This is a genomic window from Azospirillum sp. TSH20, assembly GCF_003115935.1.
Classification (GTDB): domain Bacteria; phylum Pseudomonadota; class Alphaproteobacteria; order Azospirillales; family Azospirillaceae; genus Azospirillum.
The window spans coordinates 26,065-43,370 of record NZ_LGQU01000150.1 but is presented as its reverse complement, the minus strand read 5'-3'; the positions used below and the strand labels follow the sequence as shown (position 1 = coordinate 43,370).

The following is a 17,306-nucleotide window of genomic DNA, read 5'->3' as shown; positions in this document are numbered from 1 at the left end:
GAGCCCCGGCCCCCGCCAGTCGCCGTGGCGCAGCAGGGCCAGCGCGTGGCGATAGTCGGCGACGGTGTGGCGGGCGGTGGCGGCGAGGTCGCCGTCGGCCTTGTTGACGACCACGAGATCGGCCAGCTCGACGATGCCCTTCTTGATGCCCTGCAACTCGTCGCCGCCGGCCGGCAGCAGCAGCAGCATGAACAGATCGACCATGTCGGCGACCGCGGTTTCCGACTGGCCGACGCCGACCGTCTCCACCACGATCACGTCGAAGCCGGCGGCCTCGCAGATCAGCATCGCCTCGCGCGTGCGTCGGGCCACGCCGCCCAGCGTCGTCCCGGCGGGGGAGGGGCGGATGAAGGCGTTGGCTTCCCGCGACAGATCGACCATGCGGGTCTTGTCGCCCAGGATCGAGCCGCCGGTGCGCTGCGACGATGGATCGACCGCCAGTACCGCGACCTTGTGTCCCAGCCCGATGACATGCAGCCCGAACGCCTCGATGAAGGTCGATTTGCCCACCCCCGGCACGCCGGAGATGCCGAGTCGCACCGAGTTGCCGGTGTGGGGCAGCAACGCCGCCAGCAGCGCGTCGGCGGTTTCGCGATGGTCGGCGCGCGTCGATTCGATCAGCGTGATCGCCCGCGCCAGCGCCCGCCGGTCCCCCGACCGGACGGCTTCTGCTAGGCGGGCGGCGTCTTGCGGGGCGGTGTCGGTCATGGCGTCGGCGTCGGTCTGTGCGAGGGGAGCGGTACCCTACCTGTGGAGCGGTCCGGGATAAAGCCTTTGCCGGCGCGGGGTGTCGCCTTACAGCGGGGGGGAGGTGCGGCCGTGGGGAACAAGATTGACACGGATGTCACGGATGTAAGCACGGATGTCACGGATGCTGTTTGGAACGGTGTCAGCCGGCTTGGGCAATCAACATCATTGCCACCAGAATATTGAGCTTGGTCAGGCACCCACTTCGGCATCGGACATCCGGCTTTGCAAGCTCAAGAACATCCGTGACATCCGTGTCTTCATTCGTGACATCCGTGTCAATCTTGCCCGCACTTCCTGCGCCTAGGGGATCGCTCGCCCCCTACGTCCGCACCGCCGGCGACTCCACCGCCTCCAGGTTCAGGGCGGCGGCGAGCAGGGCGCGGGTGTACTCCTCGCGCGGGTCTTCGAAGATGCGCTGGGTCGGACCCTGTTCGACCACCTTGCCGTCCTTCATCACCATGACGTGGCTGGACAGCGCCCGCACCACCCGCAGATCGTGGCTGATGAACAGGTAGGCGAGGTTGTGGCGGGCCTGGATGTCGCGCAGCAGGTCGACGATCTGCGCCTGCACCGACATGTCCAACGCCGAGGTCGGCTCGTCCAGCACGACGAATTTCGGCTTCAGCACCAGGGCGCGGGCGATGGCGATGCGCTGGCGCTGGCCGCCGGAGAACTCGTGCGGATAGCGGTTGCGCGCTTCGGGCGGCAGGCCGACCTCTTCCAGCGCGCGGGCGACCATCGCCTCGCGTTCCTTGCTGTCGCCGATGCCGTGGATGCCCAGCCCCTCGCCGATGATCTGGCCGACCGACAGGCGGGGCGACAGGCTGCCGTAGGGGTCCTGGAAGACGATCTGCATCTCCCGCCGCAAGCCCCGCAGGCGCTTCGGTTGCCAGCCCTGGATGTCGGTGCCGTCGAAGCGGATGGCGCCCTCGCTGGCGTGCAGGCGCAGCAGAGCGAGGCCCAGCGTGGTCTTGCCCGATCCCGATTCGCCGACGACACCCACTGTGTGGCCGCGGCGCACCGCAACGTCGACGCCGTCCACCGCCTTGATATGGCCGACGGTGCGGCGCAGCAGCCCCTTCTTGATCGGGAAATAGACCTTCAGCCGGTCGGCGGCCATCACCTCCGCCGCGTCGTCGGGCGGGTTCAGCGGGTTGCCGCGCGGCTCGGCCGACAGCAGCTTCTGCGTGTAGGGGTGGCGCGGGCGGATGAACAGGTCGTCGACCTTGGCCTGCTCGACGATTTCGCCCTGGTTCATCACGCAGACGCGGTCCGCCATCTTGCGCACCACGCCGAGATCGTGGGTGATCAGCAGCAGCGCCATGCCGAAGCGGCTCTGCAGATCCTTCAGCAGCGCCAGGATCTGCGCCTGGATGGTGACGTCCAGCGCCGTGGTCGGTTCGTCGGCGATCAGCAGGTCGGGTTCGTTGGCCAGCGCCATGGCGATCATCACGCGCTGGCGCTGGCCGCCCGACAGCTCGTGCGGATAGGCGGTCAGCCGCTTTTCCGGGTCGGGCAGGCCGACGAGGCGCAGCAGTTCCAGGGTGCGGGCGCGGGCGGCGCTGGCCGACAGGCGCTTGTGCAGGAACAGGGTCTCGTTGATCTGCCGCTCGATGCTGTGCAGCGGGTTCAGCGAGGTCATCGGCTCCTGGAAGATCATGGCGATGCGGTTGCCGCGCACCTGCCGCAGGGTGCGCTCGTCGGCGCCCAGCAGTTCGGTGTCGCGGAAGCGGATCGAGCCGGCGGGATGGTGCGCCATCGGGTAGGGCAGCAGCTGCAGGATCGACAGCGCCGTGACCGACTTGCCGGAGCCCGATTCGCCGACGAGCGCCAGCGTCTCGCCCTTCTGGATGTCGAAGGACACACCCTTCACAGCCTGCGTCGCGCCGGCACCCGAGCGGAAATCGACACGCAGGCCCCGCACGGACAGCAGGTCGGGGTTGGGGGGCATGATGGTCATGTCGGCGAACGTCCGCAAAATCCCCCTCTCCCCCCCGGGGAGAGGGTCGGGGTGAGGGGGGAGCACCGCGTGGAGTCATGGGGTGATGAGAGACTTTGCGCTTCTTGCGAAGTCACGCAGTGCGTCCCCCTCACCCTAACCCTCTCCCCGGGGGGGAGAGGGGACTGGCGGTCGTGGTCGGTACACCCCATCACTCCGCCGCCTCCTTGCGGGCAGCCGTCGCCGCGCCGGCCTCGCCGGGCAGCGCGGTGGACATCTGGGCGATGGTCTTGCGCGGGTCGAAGGCGTCGCGCACTGCCTCGCCGATGAAGATCAGCAGGCTCAGCATGATCGCCAGCACGAAGAAGGCGGTCAGGCCGAGCCACGGCGCCTGCAGGTTGGCCTTGCCCTGGGCCAGCAGCTCGCCCAGCGACGGCGAGCCGGGCGGCAGGCCGAAGCCGAGAAAGTCCAGCGCGGTCAGGGTGGTGATCGAGCCGTTCAGGATGAAGGGCATGAAGGTCAGCGTCGCCACCATCGCGTTGGGCAGCACATGGCGCACCATGATGGTGACGTCCCCCGCCCCCAGCGCCTTGGCCGCGCGCACGTAATCCAGGTTGCGCGCCCGCAGGAACTCCGCCCGCACCACATGGACCAGCGCCGTCCAGGAGAACAGCAGCAGCAGGCCCAGCAGCCACCAGAAGGTCGGCGTCACCACGCTGGCCAGGATGATGAGGAGGAACAGGGTGGGAAGACCCTGCCAGATCTCGATGAAGCGCTGGAACAGCAGGTCGGTCAGCCCGCCGAAGTACCCCTGCACCGCACCGGCCGCCACGCCGATGACCGACGAAAAGGCGGTCAGCACCAGACCGAACAGAACCGAGATGCGGAAGCCGTAAATCAGCCGCGCCACCACGTCGCGCCCCTGGTCGTCGGTGCCCAGCCAGTTGTCGGCGGACGGCGGCGCCGGGGCGGGAACCGGCAGGTTGTAGTTGATGGTGCGGTAGCTGTAGGGGATCAGCGGCCAGACCATCCAGCCCTTGGAATTGATCAGGTCGCGGACATAGGGGTCGCGGTAGTCGGTCTCCGTCTCGAACTCGCCGCCGAAGGTGGTCTCGGGGTAGGCGTTGAAGACGGGCCAGTAGTAGTGATTCTCGTACTCGATCACCAACGGCTTGTCGTTGGCGATGAACTCCGCCCCCAGCGAGACGAAGAACAGCACCAGGAAGATCCAGAAGGACCAGAAGCCGCGGCGGTTCGCCTTGAAATTGGCCAGCCGGCGCCGGGTCAGCGGAGTCATCACACCCTCCGCGATTCGAAGTCGATGCGGGGATCGACCATGACATAGGTGATGTCGCCGACCAGATTCATGATCAGCCCCAGCAGCGTGAAGAAGTACAGCGTGCCGAACATCACCGGATAGTCGCGGTTGATCGCCGCCTCGAAGCCCAGCAGCCCCAGTCCGTCGAGCGAGAAGATCACCTCGATCAGCAACGCGCCGGTGAACAGGATGCCGATGAAGGCGCCGGGGAAGCCGGCGATGACGATCAGCATGGCGTTGCGGAAGACATGGCCGTACAGCACGCGGTTTTCCGTCAGGCCCTTGGCGCGGGCGGTGATGACGTACTGCTTGCCGATTTCCTCCATGAAGGAGTTCTTGGTCAGCATCGTCAGGCCGGCGAAGCCGCCGATCACCATCGACAGCACCGGCAACGCCATGTGCCAGAAGTAATCCAGAACCTGTTTGTACCAGGGCAGATCGCCCCAATTGTCCGACACCAGCCCGCGCAAGGGGAACCAGTCGAGATAGCGCCCGCCGGCGAACAGCACGATCAGCAGCACGGCGAACAGGAAGCTGGGAATCGCATAGCCGACGATGACGACGCCGGAGGTCCAGACGTCGAAGGGCTGGCCGTCGCGCACCGCCTTGGCGATGCCGAGCGGGATGGAGACCAGATAGACGATCAGCGTCGTCCAGATGCCGAGCGAGATCGACACCGGCATCTTTTCAATCACCAGATCGACCACCCGGCGGTCGCGGAAGTAGCTGGTGCCGAAATCGAAGCGGATGTAGTTCGACATCATGTGGATGAAGCGTTCGTGCAGCGGCTTGTCGAAGCCGAACTCCTTCTCCAGCTGCTTGATGAAGGCGGGATCCAGCCCCTGGGCGCCGCGGTACTTGCTGCCGCTGTCGCCGCCGGTCTGGTTCTGGCGCTGGGCGGTGTTGGCGTCGCCGCCGGCCGAACCGCCGATGCGCGAGGTCGCCTCGACCGCCGTGCCCTGGACGCGGGCGATCATCTGCTCGATCGGGCCGCCGGGGGCGATCTGCACGATCAGGAAATTGATCACCATGATCCCGAACAGGGTGGGGATGATCAGCAACAGGCGGCGGATGATGTATGCCAGCATCGCGGGTGTCCCGACCCTCCCCAATCCTCAAGGAAACGACAGCTTAGACCAGAGCATTGTACGTGTCAGGCGGCTCAGGGTTCCGTGCGGCGTGCGCTGTTGGCCAGCTTGGCGTTCTTTTCCGGATCGACCCACCACGTGTCCTGGAAGCCCAGGCCGTATTTGGGGGCAACCGCCGGATGGGAGAAACGGTTCCAGTAGGCGACGCGGTACACCGTGTCGTGCCAATGCGGGATGACGTACCAGTTCCACAGCAGCACGCGGTCCAGCGCCCGGGTGGCGGCGATCAGCGACTCGCGGTCGGGGGCGGCGATCAGCGTCTCCACCAGCTTGTCGACCACCGGGTTCCTGATGCCGATGGCGTTGCGGCTGCCCGGCTGGTCGGCACGCGAGGATTCCCAGTAGTCGCGCTGCTCGTTGCCGGGCGACAACGACTGCGCGAACCGCTCGATGATCATATCGTAATCGAAATTATCGGTGCGGTTCTGGTACTGCGCGCTGTCGACCACGCGGATTTGCGCCTCGATGCCGGCGCGCTCCAGATTGCGGACGAAGGGCTGGACGATGCGCTCCATGTCGGCCTGGACCAGCAGGATCTCGAAGCGGAAGGGCTGGCCCTGGGCGTTGACCAGCTTGCCGTTCTTCAGCTCCCAGCCGGCTTCCTTCAGCAGGCCCAGCGCCGTGCGCAGGTTGCCGCGGATGTTGCCGCTGGCGTCGGTCTTCGGCGGCTCGTACGGCTTGGTGAACACCTCGTCCGGGATCTGGCCGCGGAACGGTTCCAGCAGCTTCAGCTCGGCGGGGGAGGGCAGGCCGGTGGATGCCAGCTCGGTATTGGCGAAATAGCTCTTGGTGCGCTGATAGAGGCCGTAGGACAGGTTGGCCCGCGTCCACTCATAGTCGAACAGGTAATTCAGCGCCTCGCGCACCCGGCGGTCCTCGAAGATCGGCCGGCGGATGTTGAACACGAAGGCCTGCATGCCCTGCGGGTCCTGATGCTTGATCTCCTCCTTGACGATCTGACCGTTCTGCACCGCCGGGACATTGTAGCCGGTGGTCCAGTTCTTCGACGAGTTCTCCAGCCGGAAATCATAGGCGCCGGCCTTGAACGCCTCGAACGCCACGTCGAGGTCGCGGTAGTAGTCGTAGCGGATGCGGTCGAAATTGTAGCGGCCACGGTTGATCGGCAGATCCTTGGCCCACCAGTCCTTCACCCGCTCATAGGTGATGGAACGGCCGGGCTGCACGTCCACCACCTTGTAGGGACCGCTGCCGACCAGCGGCTCCAGGGTCGTGGTGGCGAAATCGCGATTGGCGAAGGCGTGCTTGGGCAGCACCGGCAGCTGGCCCATGATGACAGGCAGCTCAGGGTTGTTGCCATCCCGGAACGAGAATTTGACCGTGCGCTCGCCGGTCTTCTCCGCCTTCGTCACGTCGGCATAGTAGGTCCGGTAGAGCGGATGGCCCTTTTCGCGGAGCGTGTCGAAGCTCCAGATCACGTCGTCCACCGTGACCGGCTTGCCGTCCTGGAATCGGGCCTCCGGCCGCAGGGTGAAGGCCACCCAGGTGTGGTCCGGCGCGACCTCGATGCTTTCGGCCAGCAGGCCGTATTCGGTGATCGCCTCGTCACCGTTGCTGGTGGTCAGGGTCTGGAACGCCAGCCCGGAGCCGGCGGCGGCCTGTCCGCGCAGGATGAAGGGGTTGAGGTTGTCGAAGCCGCCGAAGGCCATCAGCTTGACCTCGCCGCCCTTCGGCGCGTCGGGATTGACGTAGTCGAGATGCTGGAAATCCGGTCCGTATTTCGGCTTGCCGTGCAGCGCCAGGGCGTGGCTGCCCCGGCTCTGGTCCTGGCCCTGCGCGAGGACCGGGGTCGCCAGCAGCAGAAGCCCTGCCATCGCCGCTGTCATACCGGTGCCCAGCCACCGCATCCGACCCGTCATGCCCGATCCCCTCCCTCGCTTGTTTTCTCGAAAAGCGTTCAGCCTGATGGAGTTAGCCCGGCAATGGGGCGTCATCAAGGCTGCGCCGCCTTGCTAGCCGGATCGACCCACCAAGTCGCCGGGAAATTGGTGCTGCGATAGTCCTGGTCGTATTTCGGCCAGACCGCGGGATGGGCCAGCCACACCTTGTGGGCGATCCAGCTTTCCGGGTTGTACCATTGCGGCACCATGTAGAAGCCCCACAGCAGAACGCGGTCGAGCGCGCGGGTCGCCGCCTGGACGCTGTCCAGATCCTTGGCGGCCAGCGCCTTTTCGATCAGCGCGTCGGCCACCGGGTCGTGGATGCCGGAATAATTGGCCGAGCCCTTGGTGCCGGCGGCGGCGGACCCGAAATAGCCGCGCAGTTCGGTGCCCGGCGGGGTGAAGAAGCTGAGATTGACGATGATCGCGTCGAAATCGAATTCGTCCAGCCGCGCCTGATACTGGGCGGTGTCGACGAGGCGCAAGGACGCGTCGATGCCGACGCGGCGCAGCGTCTCGACATAGGGCTGGATGACGCGGGTCAGCGCCCCGGTGCCGTCGAGGAACTCGATCGCCATCACCTCGCCGGTCTTCGCATTGGTCAGCTTGCCGTTGCGGACCTCCCAGCCGGCCGCCTTGAACAGGCGCGTCGCCTCGCGCACCTGGGCGCGGTTGTTGCCGCTGCCGTCGCTGGTGGGCAGGGTGAAGGGCTGGGTCAGCACCCGCTCCGGCAACTGCGCCTTGTAGGGGTCCAGCAGTGCCAGTTCCGCCGGGCCGGGCGGTCCCTTCGCCCCGAAGTCGGAGTTGGGGAAGTTGCTGAGCGTGCGCTTGTACTGGCCGTACAGGATGTTCTTCTGGATCCAGTCGAAGTCGAACAGCAGGGTCAGCGCCTCGCGCACCTGCGGATCGGCGAACTTGGCGCGCCGGGTGTTCAGGCGGAAACCCTGGGCGCCGAGCGGCAGTTCGCTCGGCACCTCCAGCGTCTTCACCCGGCCGTCCTTGACGGCGGGGAAGTCGTAGCCGGTGGTCCAGCGCTGCGCCCGGTATTCGCCGCGGAAGTCGTAGGCGCCGGCCTTGAACGCCTCGAACATCACGTCGTCGTCGCGGTAGAAGTCGTCCTTCACCGTGTCGAAATTGTAGAAGCCGCGGGCGGTCGGCAGATCCTTCGCCCACCAGTCGGCGACCCGTTCGTAGGTGATGGAGCGGCCGGGATCGACGATCTTGATCCGGTAGGGACCGCTGCCCAGAACCGGCTCCAGCGTCGTCTTGGAGATGTCGCGGCCATTGGCGGTCCACCAATGCTTGGGCTGCGGCGCGAAGGTGACGGCGAAGTCGATGATCGGCTTGATCTCCCCCGTGCCGGTCAGGGTGATCTTGAAGCGGCGGTCGTCCAGCGCCTCCACCTTGGCGATGTGGTCGAGGAAGGACTTGATGAAGGGCGCACCGTGGGCCTGGATCGCATCCCAGGTGAAGATCGCGTCGGCGCTGGTGATCGGCGTGCCGTCATGCCAGTGGGCGCCCTGGCGCAGCGTGAAGATGGCCCAACCATAGTCGTCCGGCACCTCGACGCTTTCCGCCAGATGGGCATAGGCGGCGTCCAGCTCCCAGCCGGACCCGACCATCAGCGTGTCGGAGATCAGCCCCAGCGTCCGCGGCCGCACCCCGCGCAGGATCAGCGTGTTCAGGCTGTCGTAGGTGCCCGGCTGCGATTCGGCCAGCCCGATCGACCCGCCCTTGGGCGCATCGGGATTGACGTGGGGGAAATGGGTGAAGCCGGGCTTGAATTGCGGCTCGCCGAACTGCTTCAGCGCGGTGACGGTCACGGTTCCCGCCCAGGCAGGCGTGAGGGCGGCCGGCGCGGCAAGGGTCAGGATCGTGGCGGCAACGGCGAGAAGGCGGCGCATCGGCGGTCCTGTTTGGGGGAGCGGGCGTCTTGGTTAGATTGCCACGCCCGTGCCCCGGTCAAGCGCAATTCCGGTTCAGGTTCAGCGGCTTTGCGAGCGTCGCCAGTGATCGGCCATGCGGTCCATCAACTGGCGATAGCGGCGGTCCTCCCGCATCAGTTTGCGCACCGACTTCCCGTTGCGCGGGTCGGCCAGCATCCAGGCTTCCGCCGCCGCCTGATGCTCCGGATGGATGGACAGCAGGTAGATGGCCGCCTGTTCCGGAGACGCAACGGCGGTTTCCTTAAGTCCTTCCAGGATGGCGCCGACATAGAGCGGCAGCACTTTGCGGAAATCCTCCGGCCCACCCTCCGCGTCGGTGGGAGTACCGGAGGAGGCGTCATCGGCCATCAGCGCGTTGCGTTCGGCCGCCGGCAGGGCGAAGAAGGCGTCCAGCCCCAACAGCAGGTCGCAGACGGTCTTCTTGCGCACCATCCAGTTCGACCCGCCCGATACCCGCGCCGCCAGGCTTTCCAGAAAGGGCCTCAGCTTTTCAGGGGACGTTTCGAAAACGGAACGCGCGGGCGGCTCGATGGTGGTCATCGTCGGGGCGGTCATCTCCGTGTCCTCAACCGGCCAGCGCCTTCATGGCGTCCTGGTGGGTCTGCGGGTCGCCGGCGGCGATCACCCGGCCGCTGGAGTTGGCGTCGAGCGGCTTGCCCTCCCAATCCGTCATCAGCCCGCCGGCCCCGGTCACCACCGGCACCAGCGCCGCGAAGTCGTACAGCTTCAGTCCCGACTCGACGACGAGGTCGTAATAGCCGGACGCCAGCAGGCCGTAGGTGTAGCAGTCGCCGCCATAGGCCGCCGTCTTCACCTTGGCGGCGACGCGGCGGTAGGCCTCGTAATCGCTGCCGGGGAACAGGTCGGGCGAGGTGGTCCCGAACATCGCGGCAGGCAACCCGCCGGGGCAGGGGCGGACGCGCACCGGCTGGCCGTTGTGGGTGGTCGGCCGGCCTTCCACGCCGATCCAGCGGTCGCCGACGATGGGCTGGTCGATGATGCCCAGAACCGGGCGGCCATGGTGCAGCAGGGCGATCAGCGTGCCGAAGATCGGCCGGCCGGTGATGAAGGACTTGGTGCCGTCGATGGGGTCGATCACCCACACCCATTCGGCGTCCAGGTTCTTGGTGCCGTGCTCCTCGCCATAGATGCCGTCGTCGGGGCGCTGGCTTTCGATGATGGTGCGGATGACATGCTCCGCCTCGCGGTCGGCGATGGTGACCGGCGAGGCGTCGGCCTTGTCGTCGATGGTAACGGGGGTGCGGAAATAGCGGCGGACGACGCTGCCGCTGGAGTCGGCCAACCGCTGGGCGAGCGCCACCATCGGGGCGGGGCAGGGTTCGGTCATGGTCGCTCCTTCGAATCTGTCAGACTGGTTGCCGCATCCTACCGGTGCCCGCCCGCCCCGGAAACCCGAAAGCGCCCTGTCCAGGCTTCAGGCTTCGTGTCGGGTGCGGTTCGTGCCGCCGCAGGACAGCTAGGCCACCGGGAGGGCTTTTCGCCCGGCACGGCTTGTGGCAGCCTCGACCGGCCATGATGAACCGACCCAACATCTATGCCGCCGCGCCGGTCGACCGCGCCTCCCTCCGCCGTAAGGACGAGGAGTGGCTGACGGAGGCTTGGCTCGCTCCTGCGTCCCGTGTCCTGCCGATCTGGCAGACCAAGAGCTTCGTCGCCGGGCCCCAGGATGCGCCGCGCGCCGTCCTGCTGCCGGCGGAAGGGCTGGATGCGGTGCCGATCTTCCTCGGGCTGATGGAGGATGGCACCCCGCTCTTCACCGTCGACCTGTCGATGGTCGAGGAGCCGGACGGGCTGCCGGCCTTGCGGGGCCACGGCCGGTTCGAGGATCTGCGCGCCACCGGGCCGCTGATGCCGGAAGGGGAGGCGGCGCTGTGCGCCTATGCCCGCGGCATGGTGTGGTGGAACGCCCGCCACCGCTTCTGCGGGGTCTGCGGCTCTCCGGCCGCGTCGGCGGAGGGCGGGCATGTGCGCCTCTGCACCAACCCCGACTGCGCCACCCACCATTTCCCGCGCACCGACCCGGCCGTCATCATGCTGGTCCATGACGGCGGCGACCGGATCGTGCTGGGCCGCCAGAGCCGTTTCCCGCCGGGCATGCATTCGGTGCTGGCCGGCTTCCTGGAGCCGGGCGAAAGCCTGGAGGACACCGTCGCCCGCGAGGTGTTCGAGGAGGTCGGGCTGACGGTGACCGACATCCAATACCGGTCGTCGCAGCCCTGGCCCTTCCCGTCCTCGCTGATGCTGGGCTTCATGGCGCGGGCCACCAGCTTCGACATCGACACTGGCAACGACGAACTGGAAAGCGCCCGCTGGTTCGACCGCGACTTCCTGCGCACACACACCCCGGACGAGACCTTCCGCCTCGCCCGCCCCGACTCGATCGCCCACCGCCTGATCCGCGAATGGATGGCGGAAGGGTGAAGAGGGTCAGTGGATGAACAGCTTGACGAAGATGCCGATCTGAAAGGCAAGGACGAAGCCGAGCATCCACTTCATCAGGTTCATGTCGGACTTCAGCGCCCCGACATCGTCATCCCGTTTGCTGAGGGCTGCGGCTGCTTTCACGGCTTTGTCCTCCGGCACGTCGATAGACCGGAACGCCTCATAGACTTCGCTCTGCATCGTGGTCATGAGGCGCCGCTCCGGTCCCTTTCCATGAGAACAGACTATAAGATGATCGGTGCCGTCCGTCCGTTCAACGGCCGAATGGTCGCGGTTCCATCATCCGTCTCAAAGCCGCCCCCTCAATGCCGCCGTTGCGGTCCCACTGCGCGGGCGGGGGAGCAGCGGCGGTCGAAGGGGTTGGGGTGGCGGGTGCAGGTGTCGTTGTAGAGCGTCATCAGCGAGGCCGCTTCGGCCGGACGGCGGCGGTCGGCGCTGCACAGGTTGTCCCACACCATCTGGCGGACGGCGGCGTCGCCCCAGGGCTCAACCAGAAGCGAGGCGCCCTTTTCCAGGGCGGTCATGAAGGGGAGATGTTCGTGGGCGGCGATCTGCGCCACCTCCTCCGCCTCCAGATTGGCCAATCCCAGGCAATCGTCCATCGTGAGCATGGCAACCTCCATCCGTGGCGCCATGGCCGTCGGCGGGGTTTCACCCGTCAGCCGCCGTGGTGTCTTGTTGTATTCGTGGGCTTATGAGTCCGGTCCTTGCCGGTCTTTATTGTATAACAACTTTCGCTAATCATGCCCAGCACCTGCCGGACGTGGCCACGGCTAAGTCGCGTCACTGCGGCAGAATGACGCGCGACTTGCGGCGGCTGCGAAAAGACTTGCGGCGTTGCGGGAGAGAGACGCCGGGAGGGTATCAGTCCTCGCCGACGCGCTGGCTTTCCTGATAGCGGAACGGGTTGGCCGGATAGACGCCGAGGATCTTGACCTCGCGGGCAAAGAAATCCAGTTCCTCCAGGGCGAGGCGCAGCAGGCGCTCGTCCGGATGGCCCTCCACGTCGGCGTAGAACTGCGTCTGGGTGAAGTGGCCGCCGACCATGTAGCTTTCCAGCTTGGTCATGTTGACGCCGTTGGTGGCGAAGCCGCCCAGCGCCTTGTACAGAGCGGCCGGCACGCTGCGGACGCGGAAGACGAAGGTGGTGATCGTCTTGCAGGAGCCGAGCGCCGGCAGCTTGGGCTCGCGCGCCAGGATCAGGAAGCGGGTGGTGTTGTGGGCGGCGTCCTCGATCCCGCTCCTCAGGATGTCGAGGCCGTAGATCTCGGCGGCCAGCGAGGAGGCGATGGCGGCATGGCGCGGGTCGTTCATCGCCGCGATCTCTTTCGCCGCCCCCGCCGTGTCGGCATGGTTGATCGCCTGCAGGCCCAGCTCGCGGATGGCGGTCTGGCACTGGGACAGCGCCTGGATGTGGCTGCGTACGGTCTGGATGCTGTCCAGCGTGGCGCCCTTCGGCGCCAGCAGCTGGTGGTTCACCCGCTGGAAATGCTCGCCGATGATGTGCAGGCCGCCTTCGGGCAGCAGGTAATGGTTGTCGGCGACGCGGCCGGCGATGGAGTTCTCCACCGGAATCATCGCCAGCGAGGCGCGGCCCTCGCGCACCGCCGAAAAGGCGTCCTCGAAGGTGGCGCAGGGCATCGTCGTCATGGTCGGCCGCGCGTTGCGGCAGGCCAGATCGGAATAGGCGCCGGGGAAGCCCTGGAAGGCGATGATGTTGGAGTTGGGCATGGACAAAATTCCCCCGGCGGATCTTGGAAAGGCGGGTCGGTAAGGTTTCAGCCGGCCTTGCGGCCGGACAGCATCAGATTTCAGCCGCCCTTGCGGGCGGACAGGAGGGCGCAGGCGCGCTCCAGGTCGGCGGGAGTATCGACACCCAACGGAACCGCGTCAACGACCGCCGCGTCGATGCGCATGCCGTTGGACAGGGCGCGCAGCTGCTCCAGCCGCTCGCGCTGCTCCAGCACCGAGGGCGGCAGCGACACGAAACGCTCCAGTGCCGCCCGGCGGTAGGCGTAGAGGCCGATGTGGTGATAGAGCGGACCGTCGCCGGTCGGCGCGGTGGCGCGGGTGAAATAGAGCGCGCGGCCCTGACGGGCACCGGGGGGCAGCTCCAGCACCGCCTTGACCACGTTGGGGTCGCCGATTTCCTCCTCCCGCGTGATCTCGACGACCAGAGTGGCGATGTCGACCTCCGGGTCGGCCAGCGGAGCGAAGGCGGCGCGCACGCTCTCCGGCTCGATGGTCGGCAGGTCGCCCTGCACATTGACCACCGCGTCGTGCCGCCCCTCCGGGTCGATCAGCCGCAGCGCCTCGAAGATGCGGTCGGAGCCCGAGGGATGGTCGGGGCGCGTCAGCACGGCGGTGCCGCCGGCGGCTTCGACGGCGCGGGCGATCTCCGGCTCGGCGCAGGCGACCACCACCGGGCCGATGGCGGCCTCCATGGCGCGGCGCAGCACATGGACGATCATCGGCGCGCCCAGGATGTCGGCGAGCGGCTTGCCGGGCAGCCGGGTGGAGGCCATGCGCGCCGGGATCACCACGATCGGGTTGACGGGACGGGTGGGGCTGGAGGCGGTCGGCATGGCGCGGAAGCTCCGGTGGAAAGGGGATGAGGTCCGCCAGAGCGGGCCAGACGGCATTGGCGCGGGTGAAACATGGACGCCGGTACGGCGTCAAGTGCCGGTACGGCCCGAATGGAGGACGTTTTGCAGTGCAGCGTAATGCGCAAGGAAATTAAGTGGTTGGTGACTGCGACAAATTTGTATGCGACCTTTTTTCGCGGTCCGCTGGGCTATGACAAGCTTCGGACCGCGGGCTATGGTAACCGCGGCGCGTTCGGCCGCGGGCGGGAGAAACGCCGAGTGTACTGAAATAGGGAAAAAAGGGGCTCTCAATGAGCATGGAGTGGAACAAGGTTTTCGGCGCCGTGCTGCTGGCCGGGCTGATCGCGATGCTGGCCGGATTCGCGTCCAAGGTGCTGGTTCATTCGAAGCCGCTCGAACAGAGCGTCTATGTCATCGCGACGCCCGAGGGGGCAAGCGCGCCCGCCGACAAGGGTGCCGCTCCCACCGGTCCGGCGCCGATCGCGCCGCTGCTCGCCGCCGCCAGCCCGGAAGCCGGCCAGAAGGTCGCCAAGGCTTGCGCCGCCTGCCACAGCTTCGACAAGGGCGGTTCGGCCAAGGTCGGCCCGAACCTGTACGGCATCGTCGGCGGTCCGAAGGGCCACATGCAGGGCTTCGGTTACTCCGATGCCCTGGTCAAGACCGGCGGCACCTGGACCTATGACGAGCTGAACAAGTTCCTCTACGACCCGAAGGCTTATGCCCCGGGCACCAAGATGACCTTCGCCGGTCTGAAGAAGGACGACGACCGCGCCGCCGTCATCGCCTACCTGCGCTCGCTGGCCGACAGCCCGCAGCCGCTGCCGCAGTAAGGCTCAGGGCGAGCAACGCTCAGGGTAAGGGCACCGGGCGCGCCCGCGGCCGGAAACAAAAAAGGCCCCGCTCTCGCAAGAGGGCGGGGCCTTTTTGTTTGGAAATCCCCCTCTCCCCGGGGGGGAGAGGGGATCTACCGGCGCAGGCCGCAGGCGATCTCCAGATAGTCGGGGTCGTTTTCCGGGGTCAGCCAGCCGTGGCGGACCAGGAAATCGGTCACCACGAGGTTGACGTTGAACTTCCAGTCGCCGGTACCCCGCACCGAGTCGGCCACCCTGTCCAGCGGCCAGAGTTCAAAGGTCTCCACCTCGCCGTCGGTGTTGACCGGGGTGACGCCGGGCGGAAGCTCCAGGTCGTAGACGAACAGGCGGTCGCGCTTCAGCCCGGCCGGCGTCTCCATGGTGTAGCTGATGGCGCCGACCGGCACGGCGCGGCGCGCGGTCTCGGCGTCGAGCCCGGCCTCCTCCGCCGCCTCCTTTTCAAGATTCTCGGCCAGCGTCAGGCCGATGGGCTGGCCGCCGGCGATCAGGTTGTCGAACTGGCCCGGCGCCACCTCGCGGTCGCGGGCGCGGCGGCCGACCCACAGCAGAAGGCCGCCGGCCTCATCGCGGACGAAGCCGTTGATGTGCAGGCCATAGGCCTCGATGCCGAAGGCGCCGACCGCGGCGCGGTCCAGCCGGGCCAGCGGCTCCGCCCCCCAGCGCGGCAGGATGGGGTAATATTCCCCGCGCAACGCCTTGACCGTGCCCTGCTCCACCAGATAGGCGGCGGCATGGTCGAGCAGGGTGGAGCGCGCTTCGAAGTCCCGGATCTCGGGCGCGATGGTCAGCCGGTCGGCGGTGGCGACGAAGCCGGGATCGACGCCGGGCAGCGCGTCGGCCAGGGCATGGCGCACCCAGCCCACGGTGTGGCCGTCCAGCTCGAAGGGGCGGAAGCCGGACAGGTCGTGCGCGTTGCACGCGCGGATGTGATCGAGGAAGCTCATGCGTCCCATCTAAGCGGGGCCGAAGGACCGGCGCAACCGCTCATCCAGGGCACTCCGCACCCTCATATTTTTGGACATCTTGCACGACCCTGGTTGCCATCGTACACAGGTTCAGACACGAAATGATCCCCGGCGCCAGTCCGTCGGGGGTGGCTCAAGCGAAAGGGCGGGCGTGGTGGCTGACCGTTCGGCTGAAGACACTGAGGCGGGCCAGACGGAGACGCCGTTCGGCGCCCTATCGGTCCTGGTTGTCGAGGACGAGTCCTTCACCCGCATGGTGTTGGCGAAGATGCTGGGCACGCTGGGCGTCAAGGCGGTGCATCAGGCCGCCGACGGCGAGTCGGGCCTCGCCGCCGTCGCCGCCCATTCTCCCGATCTGGTGCTGTGCGACGTGGAAATGCAGCCGATGGACGGCTTCGGCTTCGTCCGCGCGCTCCGCGCCGGCGGCGAGCCTTACCGACATGCCCTGCCGGTGGTGCTGATGAGCGGCCGTGTCGACAGCGACCGCGAGGCCCAGGCGCGTGACGGTGGCGCCGACGCGGTGCTGGCCAAGCCGGTCACCCCCGCCAGCCTGCGCGAGGTGCTGGCCATGGGGCTGGGGACCAGCCTTCCGGCCTGAGCGGGCCTTGGCCGAAAGTCTCGTCCACCGCCTGTGATTGTCGCCCCCACGGCGGCGGCCGGCCAAGCACGGACCCCTCCTTTAAAATTTCCCACCCCGTGGCAAGCTTGCCAAGTTGTTGAAACAATTCGGTAATCCAGCGGTAGCCCCCCACCGTGCCGCATGGGCGCCGCATCCTCACCCAATTTCCGCCTTGTTGATGGGGACGATTGGGACGCAACATGATCTCAAAGAGGTATTGGGGCGAAGTGCTGCGGAGCACCGGCCATACGATACGGCCAGCCGCAATGTCGCTTGCGAGATTTTGTTAAGGTTTGGAGTTCAGCATCGACGGTAAATCCCTGCGCCGTGCTTGGTCGAGGCGGCGCGCTTGCTTGAGGAGGCCGATGGCGTGATCAAGAGGGCCCGATCGAACCGCAATGGATCGACCAGCACTGGGCAACTCTCCCCGACCGGACGGGCAACGACGACTGCCGCCGGATACACGCCGTCTCTCTGCAAAGCCGTCACACTCCAATCGCCGAACCTTCCGCACGCGCGGCAAACACGCGCGCTGGTTGAGCAGGTGCGCTCGCCGCACCCACACTGGCCGTGGGACCTAGGTCCTATGGCTGAGGCCGGCTCCACAGCGGGCTTTCCGGCTATGGAGCCTGAGTGCCTGGAAAGCTCTAGGTGGAGCATTACATTCAAAAATGACTCGTTCGGGGGTTGCCGCGTCGCAGGACGGACGGCTCCCGGCCTTCACAGGACCGTTCCTTACACCAGACCGCTGGCTTCTACCGCTGAGCGGGGAGGCTGTGGAC

The 17,306-nt window shown here is 67.0% G+C and carries 16 protein-coding genes; 3 read left to right on the top strand and 13 right to left on the bottom strand.

Going from position 1 to position 17,306, the window contains the following annotated elements; genetic code table 11:
- From meaB to hisN, 8 genes are all read right to left on the bottom strand, one after another.
- The coding region (meaB, locus tag TSH20_RS31940; protein ID WP_109493017.1) for a methylmalonyl Co-A mutase-associated GTPase MeaB at window positions 1–708 on the bottom strand (708 nt) is incomplete at its 3' end.
- A gap of 361 nt (window positions 709–1,069) precedes the next feature.
- Window positions 1,070–2,710 carry an ABC transporter ATP-binding protein gene (locus TSH20_RS31935; RefSeq protein WP_109156956.1) on the bottom strand — a complete coding sequence of 547 codons (1,641 nt, stop codon included), beginning with the start codon at window positions 2,708–2,710 and terminating at the stop codon, window positions 1,070–1,072.
- A gap of 190 nt (window positions 2,711–2,900) precedes the next feature.
- Window positions 2,901–3,986: an ABC transporter permease gene (locus TSH20_RS31930; protein WP_109156948.1), complete on the bottom strand. Its 1,086-nt coding sequence runs from the start codon at window positions 3,984–3,986 to the stop codon at window positions 2,901–2,903.
- On the bottom strand, window positions 3,986–5,095 hold the full coding sequence (locus TSH20_RS31925) for a microcin C ABC transporter permease YejB (protein ID WP_109156947.1): 1,110 nt from the start codon (window positions 5,093–5,095) through the stop codon (window positions 3,986–3,988). Before TSH20_RS31925 ends, TSH20_RS31930 begins: the two co-directional genes overlap by 1 nt.
- A 74-nt stretch (window positions 5,096–5,169) precedes the next feature.
- On the bottom strand, window positions 5,170–7,032 hold the full coding sequence (locus TSH20_RS31920; RefSeq protein ID WP_109156946.1) for an extracellular solute-binding protein: 1,863 nt from the start codon (window positions 7,030–7,032) through the stop codon (window positions 5,170–5,172).
- Between the two features lie 74 nt (window positions 7,033–7,106).
- Window positions 7,107–8,957, bottom strand: coding sequence for an extracellular solute-binding protein (locus tag TSH20_RS31915; protein ID WP_109156945.1), 1,851 nt, complete (start codon window positions 8,955–8,957; stop codon window positions 7,107–7,109).
- Between the two features lie 81 nt (window positions 8,958–9,038).
- Window positions 9,039–9,554 carry a hypothetical protein gene (locus TSH20_RS31910; RefSeq protein WP_247871499.1) on the bottom strand — a complete coding sequence of 172 codons (516 nt, stop codon included), beginning with the start codon at window positions 9,552–9,554 and terminating at the stop codon, window positions 9,039–9,041.
- A gap of 10 nt (window positions 9,555–9,564) precedes the next feature.
- The gene (gene hisN, locus TSH20_RS31905; protein WP_109151673.1) at window positions 9,565–10,347 is read right to left on the bottom strand and encodes a histidinol-phosphatase; all 783 of its coding nucleotides are present in this window, start codon (window positions 10,345–10,347) and stop codon (window positions 9,565–9,567) included.
- A gap of 185 nt (window positions 10,348–10,532) precedes the next feature.
- Here hisN and nudC point away from each other — a divergent pair, with 185 nt between their 5' ends.
- On the top strand, window positions 10,533–11,441 hold the full coding sequence (gene nudC / locus TSH20_RS31900; protein ID WP_109156944.1) for an NAD(+) diphosphatase: 909 nt from the start codon (window positions 10,533–10,535) through the stop codon (window positions 11,439–11,441).
- A gap of 6 nt (window positions 11,442–11,447) precedes the next feature.
- On the opposite strand, the gene TSH20_RS31895 is transcribed toward nudC, so the two are convergent.
- From TSH20_RS31895 to TSH20_RS31880, 4 genes are all read right to left on the bottom strand, one after another.
- The gene (locus TSH20_RS31895) at window positions 11,448–11,651 is read right to left on the bottom strand and encodes an integrase (RefSeq protein ID WP_109156943.1); all 204 of its coding nucleotides are present in this window, start codon (window positions 11,649–11,651) and stop codon (window positions 11,448–11,450) included.
- Window positions 11,652–11,764: 113 nt separating this feature from the next.
- Window positions 11,765–12,073, bottom strand: coding sequence for a hypothetical protein (locus tag TSH20_RS31890; protein ID WP_109156954.1), 309 nt, complete (start codon window positions 12,071–12,073; stop codon window positions 11,765–11,767).
- 253 nt (window positions 12,074–12,326) lie between these two features.
- Window positions 12,327–13,193 (bottom strand): prephenate dehydratase, encoded by an 867-nt coding sequence (locus tag TSH20_RS31885; protein ID WP_109156942.1) that lies wholly within the window; start codon window positions 13,191–13,193, stop codon window positions 12,327–12,329.
- 80 nt (window positions 13,194–13,273) lie between these two features.
- Window positions 13,274–14,047 carry a 3-deoxy-manno-octulosonate cytidylyltransferase gene (locus tag TSH20_RS31880; RefSeq protein ID WP_109156941.1) on the bottom strand — a complete coding sequence of 258 codons (774 nt, stop codon included), beginning with the start codon at window positions 14,045–14,047 and terminating at the stop codon, window positions 13,274–13,276.
- A gap of 311 nt (window positions 14,048–14,358) precedes the next feature.
- Here TSH20_RS31880 and TSH20_RS31875 point away from each other — a divergent pair, with 311 nt between their 5' ends.
- Entirely contained in the window at window positions 14,359–14,898 is a 540-nt protein-coding gene (locus tag TSH20_RS31875; protein ID WP_109156940.1) for a cytochrome c family protein, read from the top strand.
- 134 nt (window positions 14,899–15,032) lie between these two features.
- Here the strand turns inward: TSH20_RS31875 and TSH20_RS31870 are convergent, their stop codons facing one another.
- On the bottom strand, window positions 15,033–15,884 hold the full coding sequence (locus TSH20_RS31870; RefSeq protein WP_109156953.1) for a DUF4743 domain-containing protein: 852 nt from the start codon (window positions 15,882–15,884) through the stop codon (window positions 15,033–15,035).
- A 175-nt stretch (window positions 15,885–16,059) separates the two neighbouring features.
- Between TSH20_RS31870 and TSH20_RS31865 the strand changes: the two genes are divergently transcribed.
- Window positions 16,060–16,503, top strand: a complete 444-nt coding sequence (locus TSH20_RS31865) for a response regulator (RefSeq protein WP_247871498.1) — start codon at window positions 16,060–16,062, stop codon at window positions 16,501–16,503.
- Window positions 16,504–17,306 lie beyond the last annotated feature (803 nt).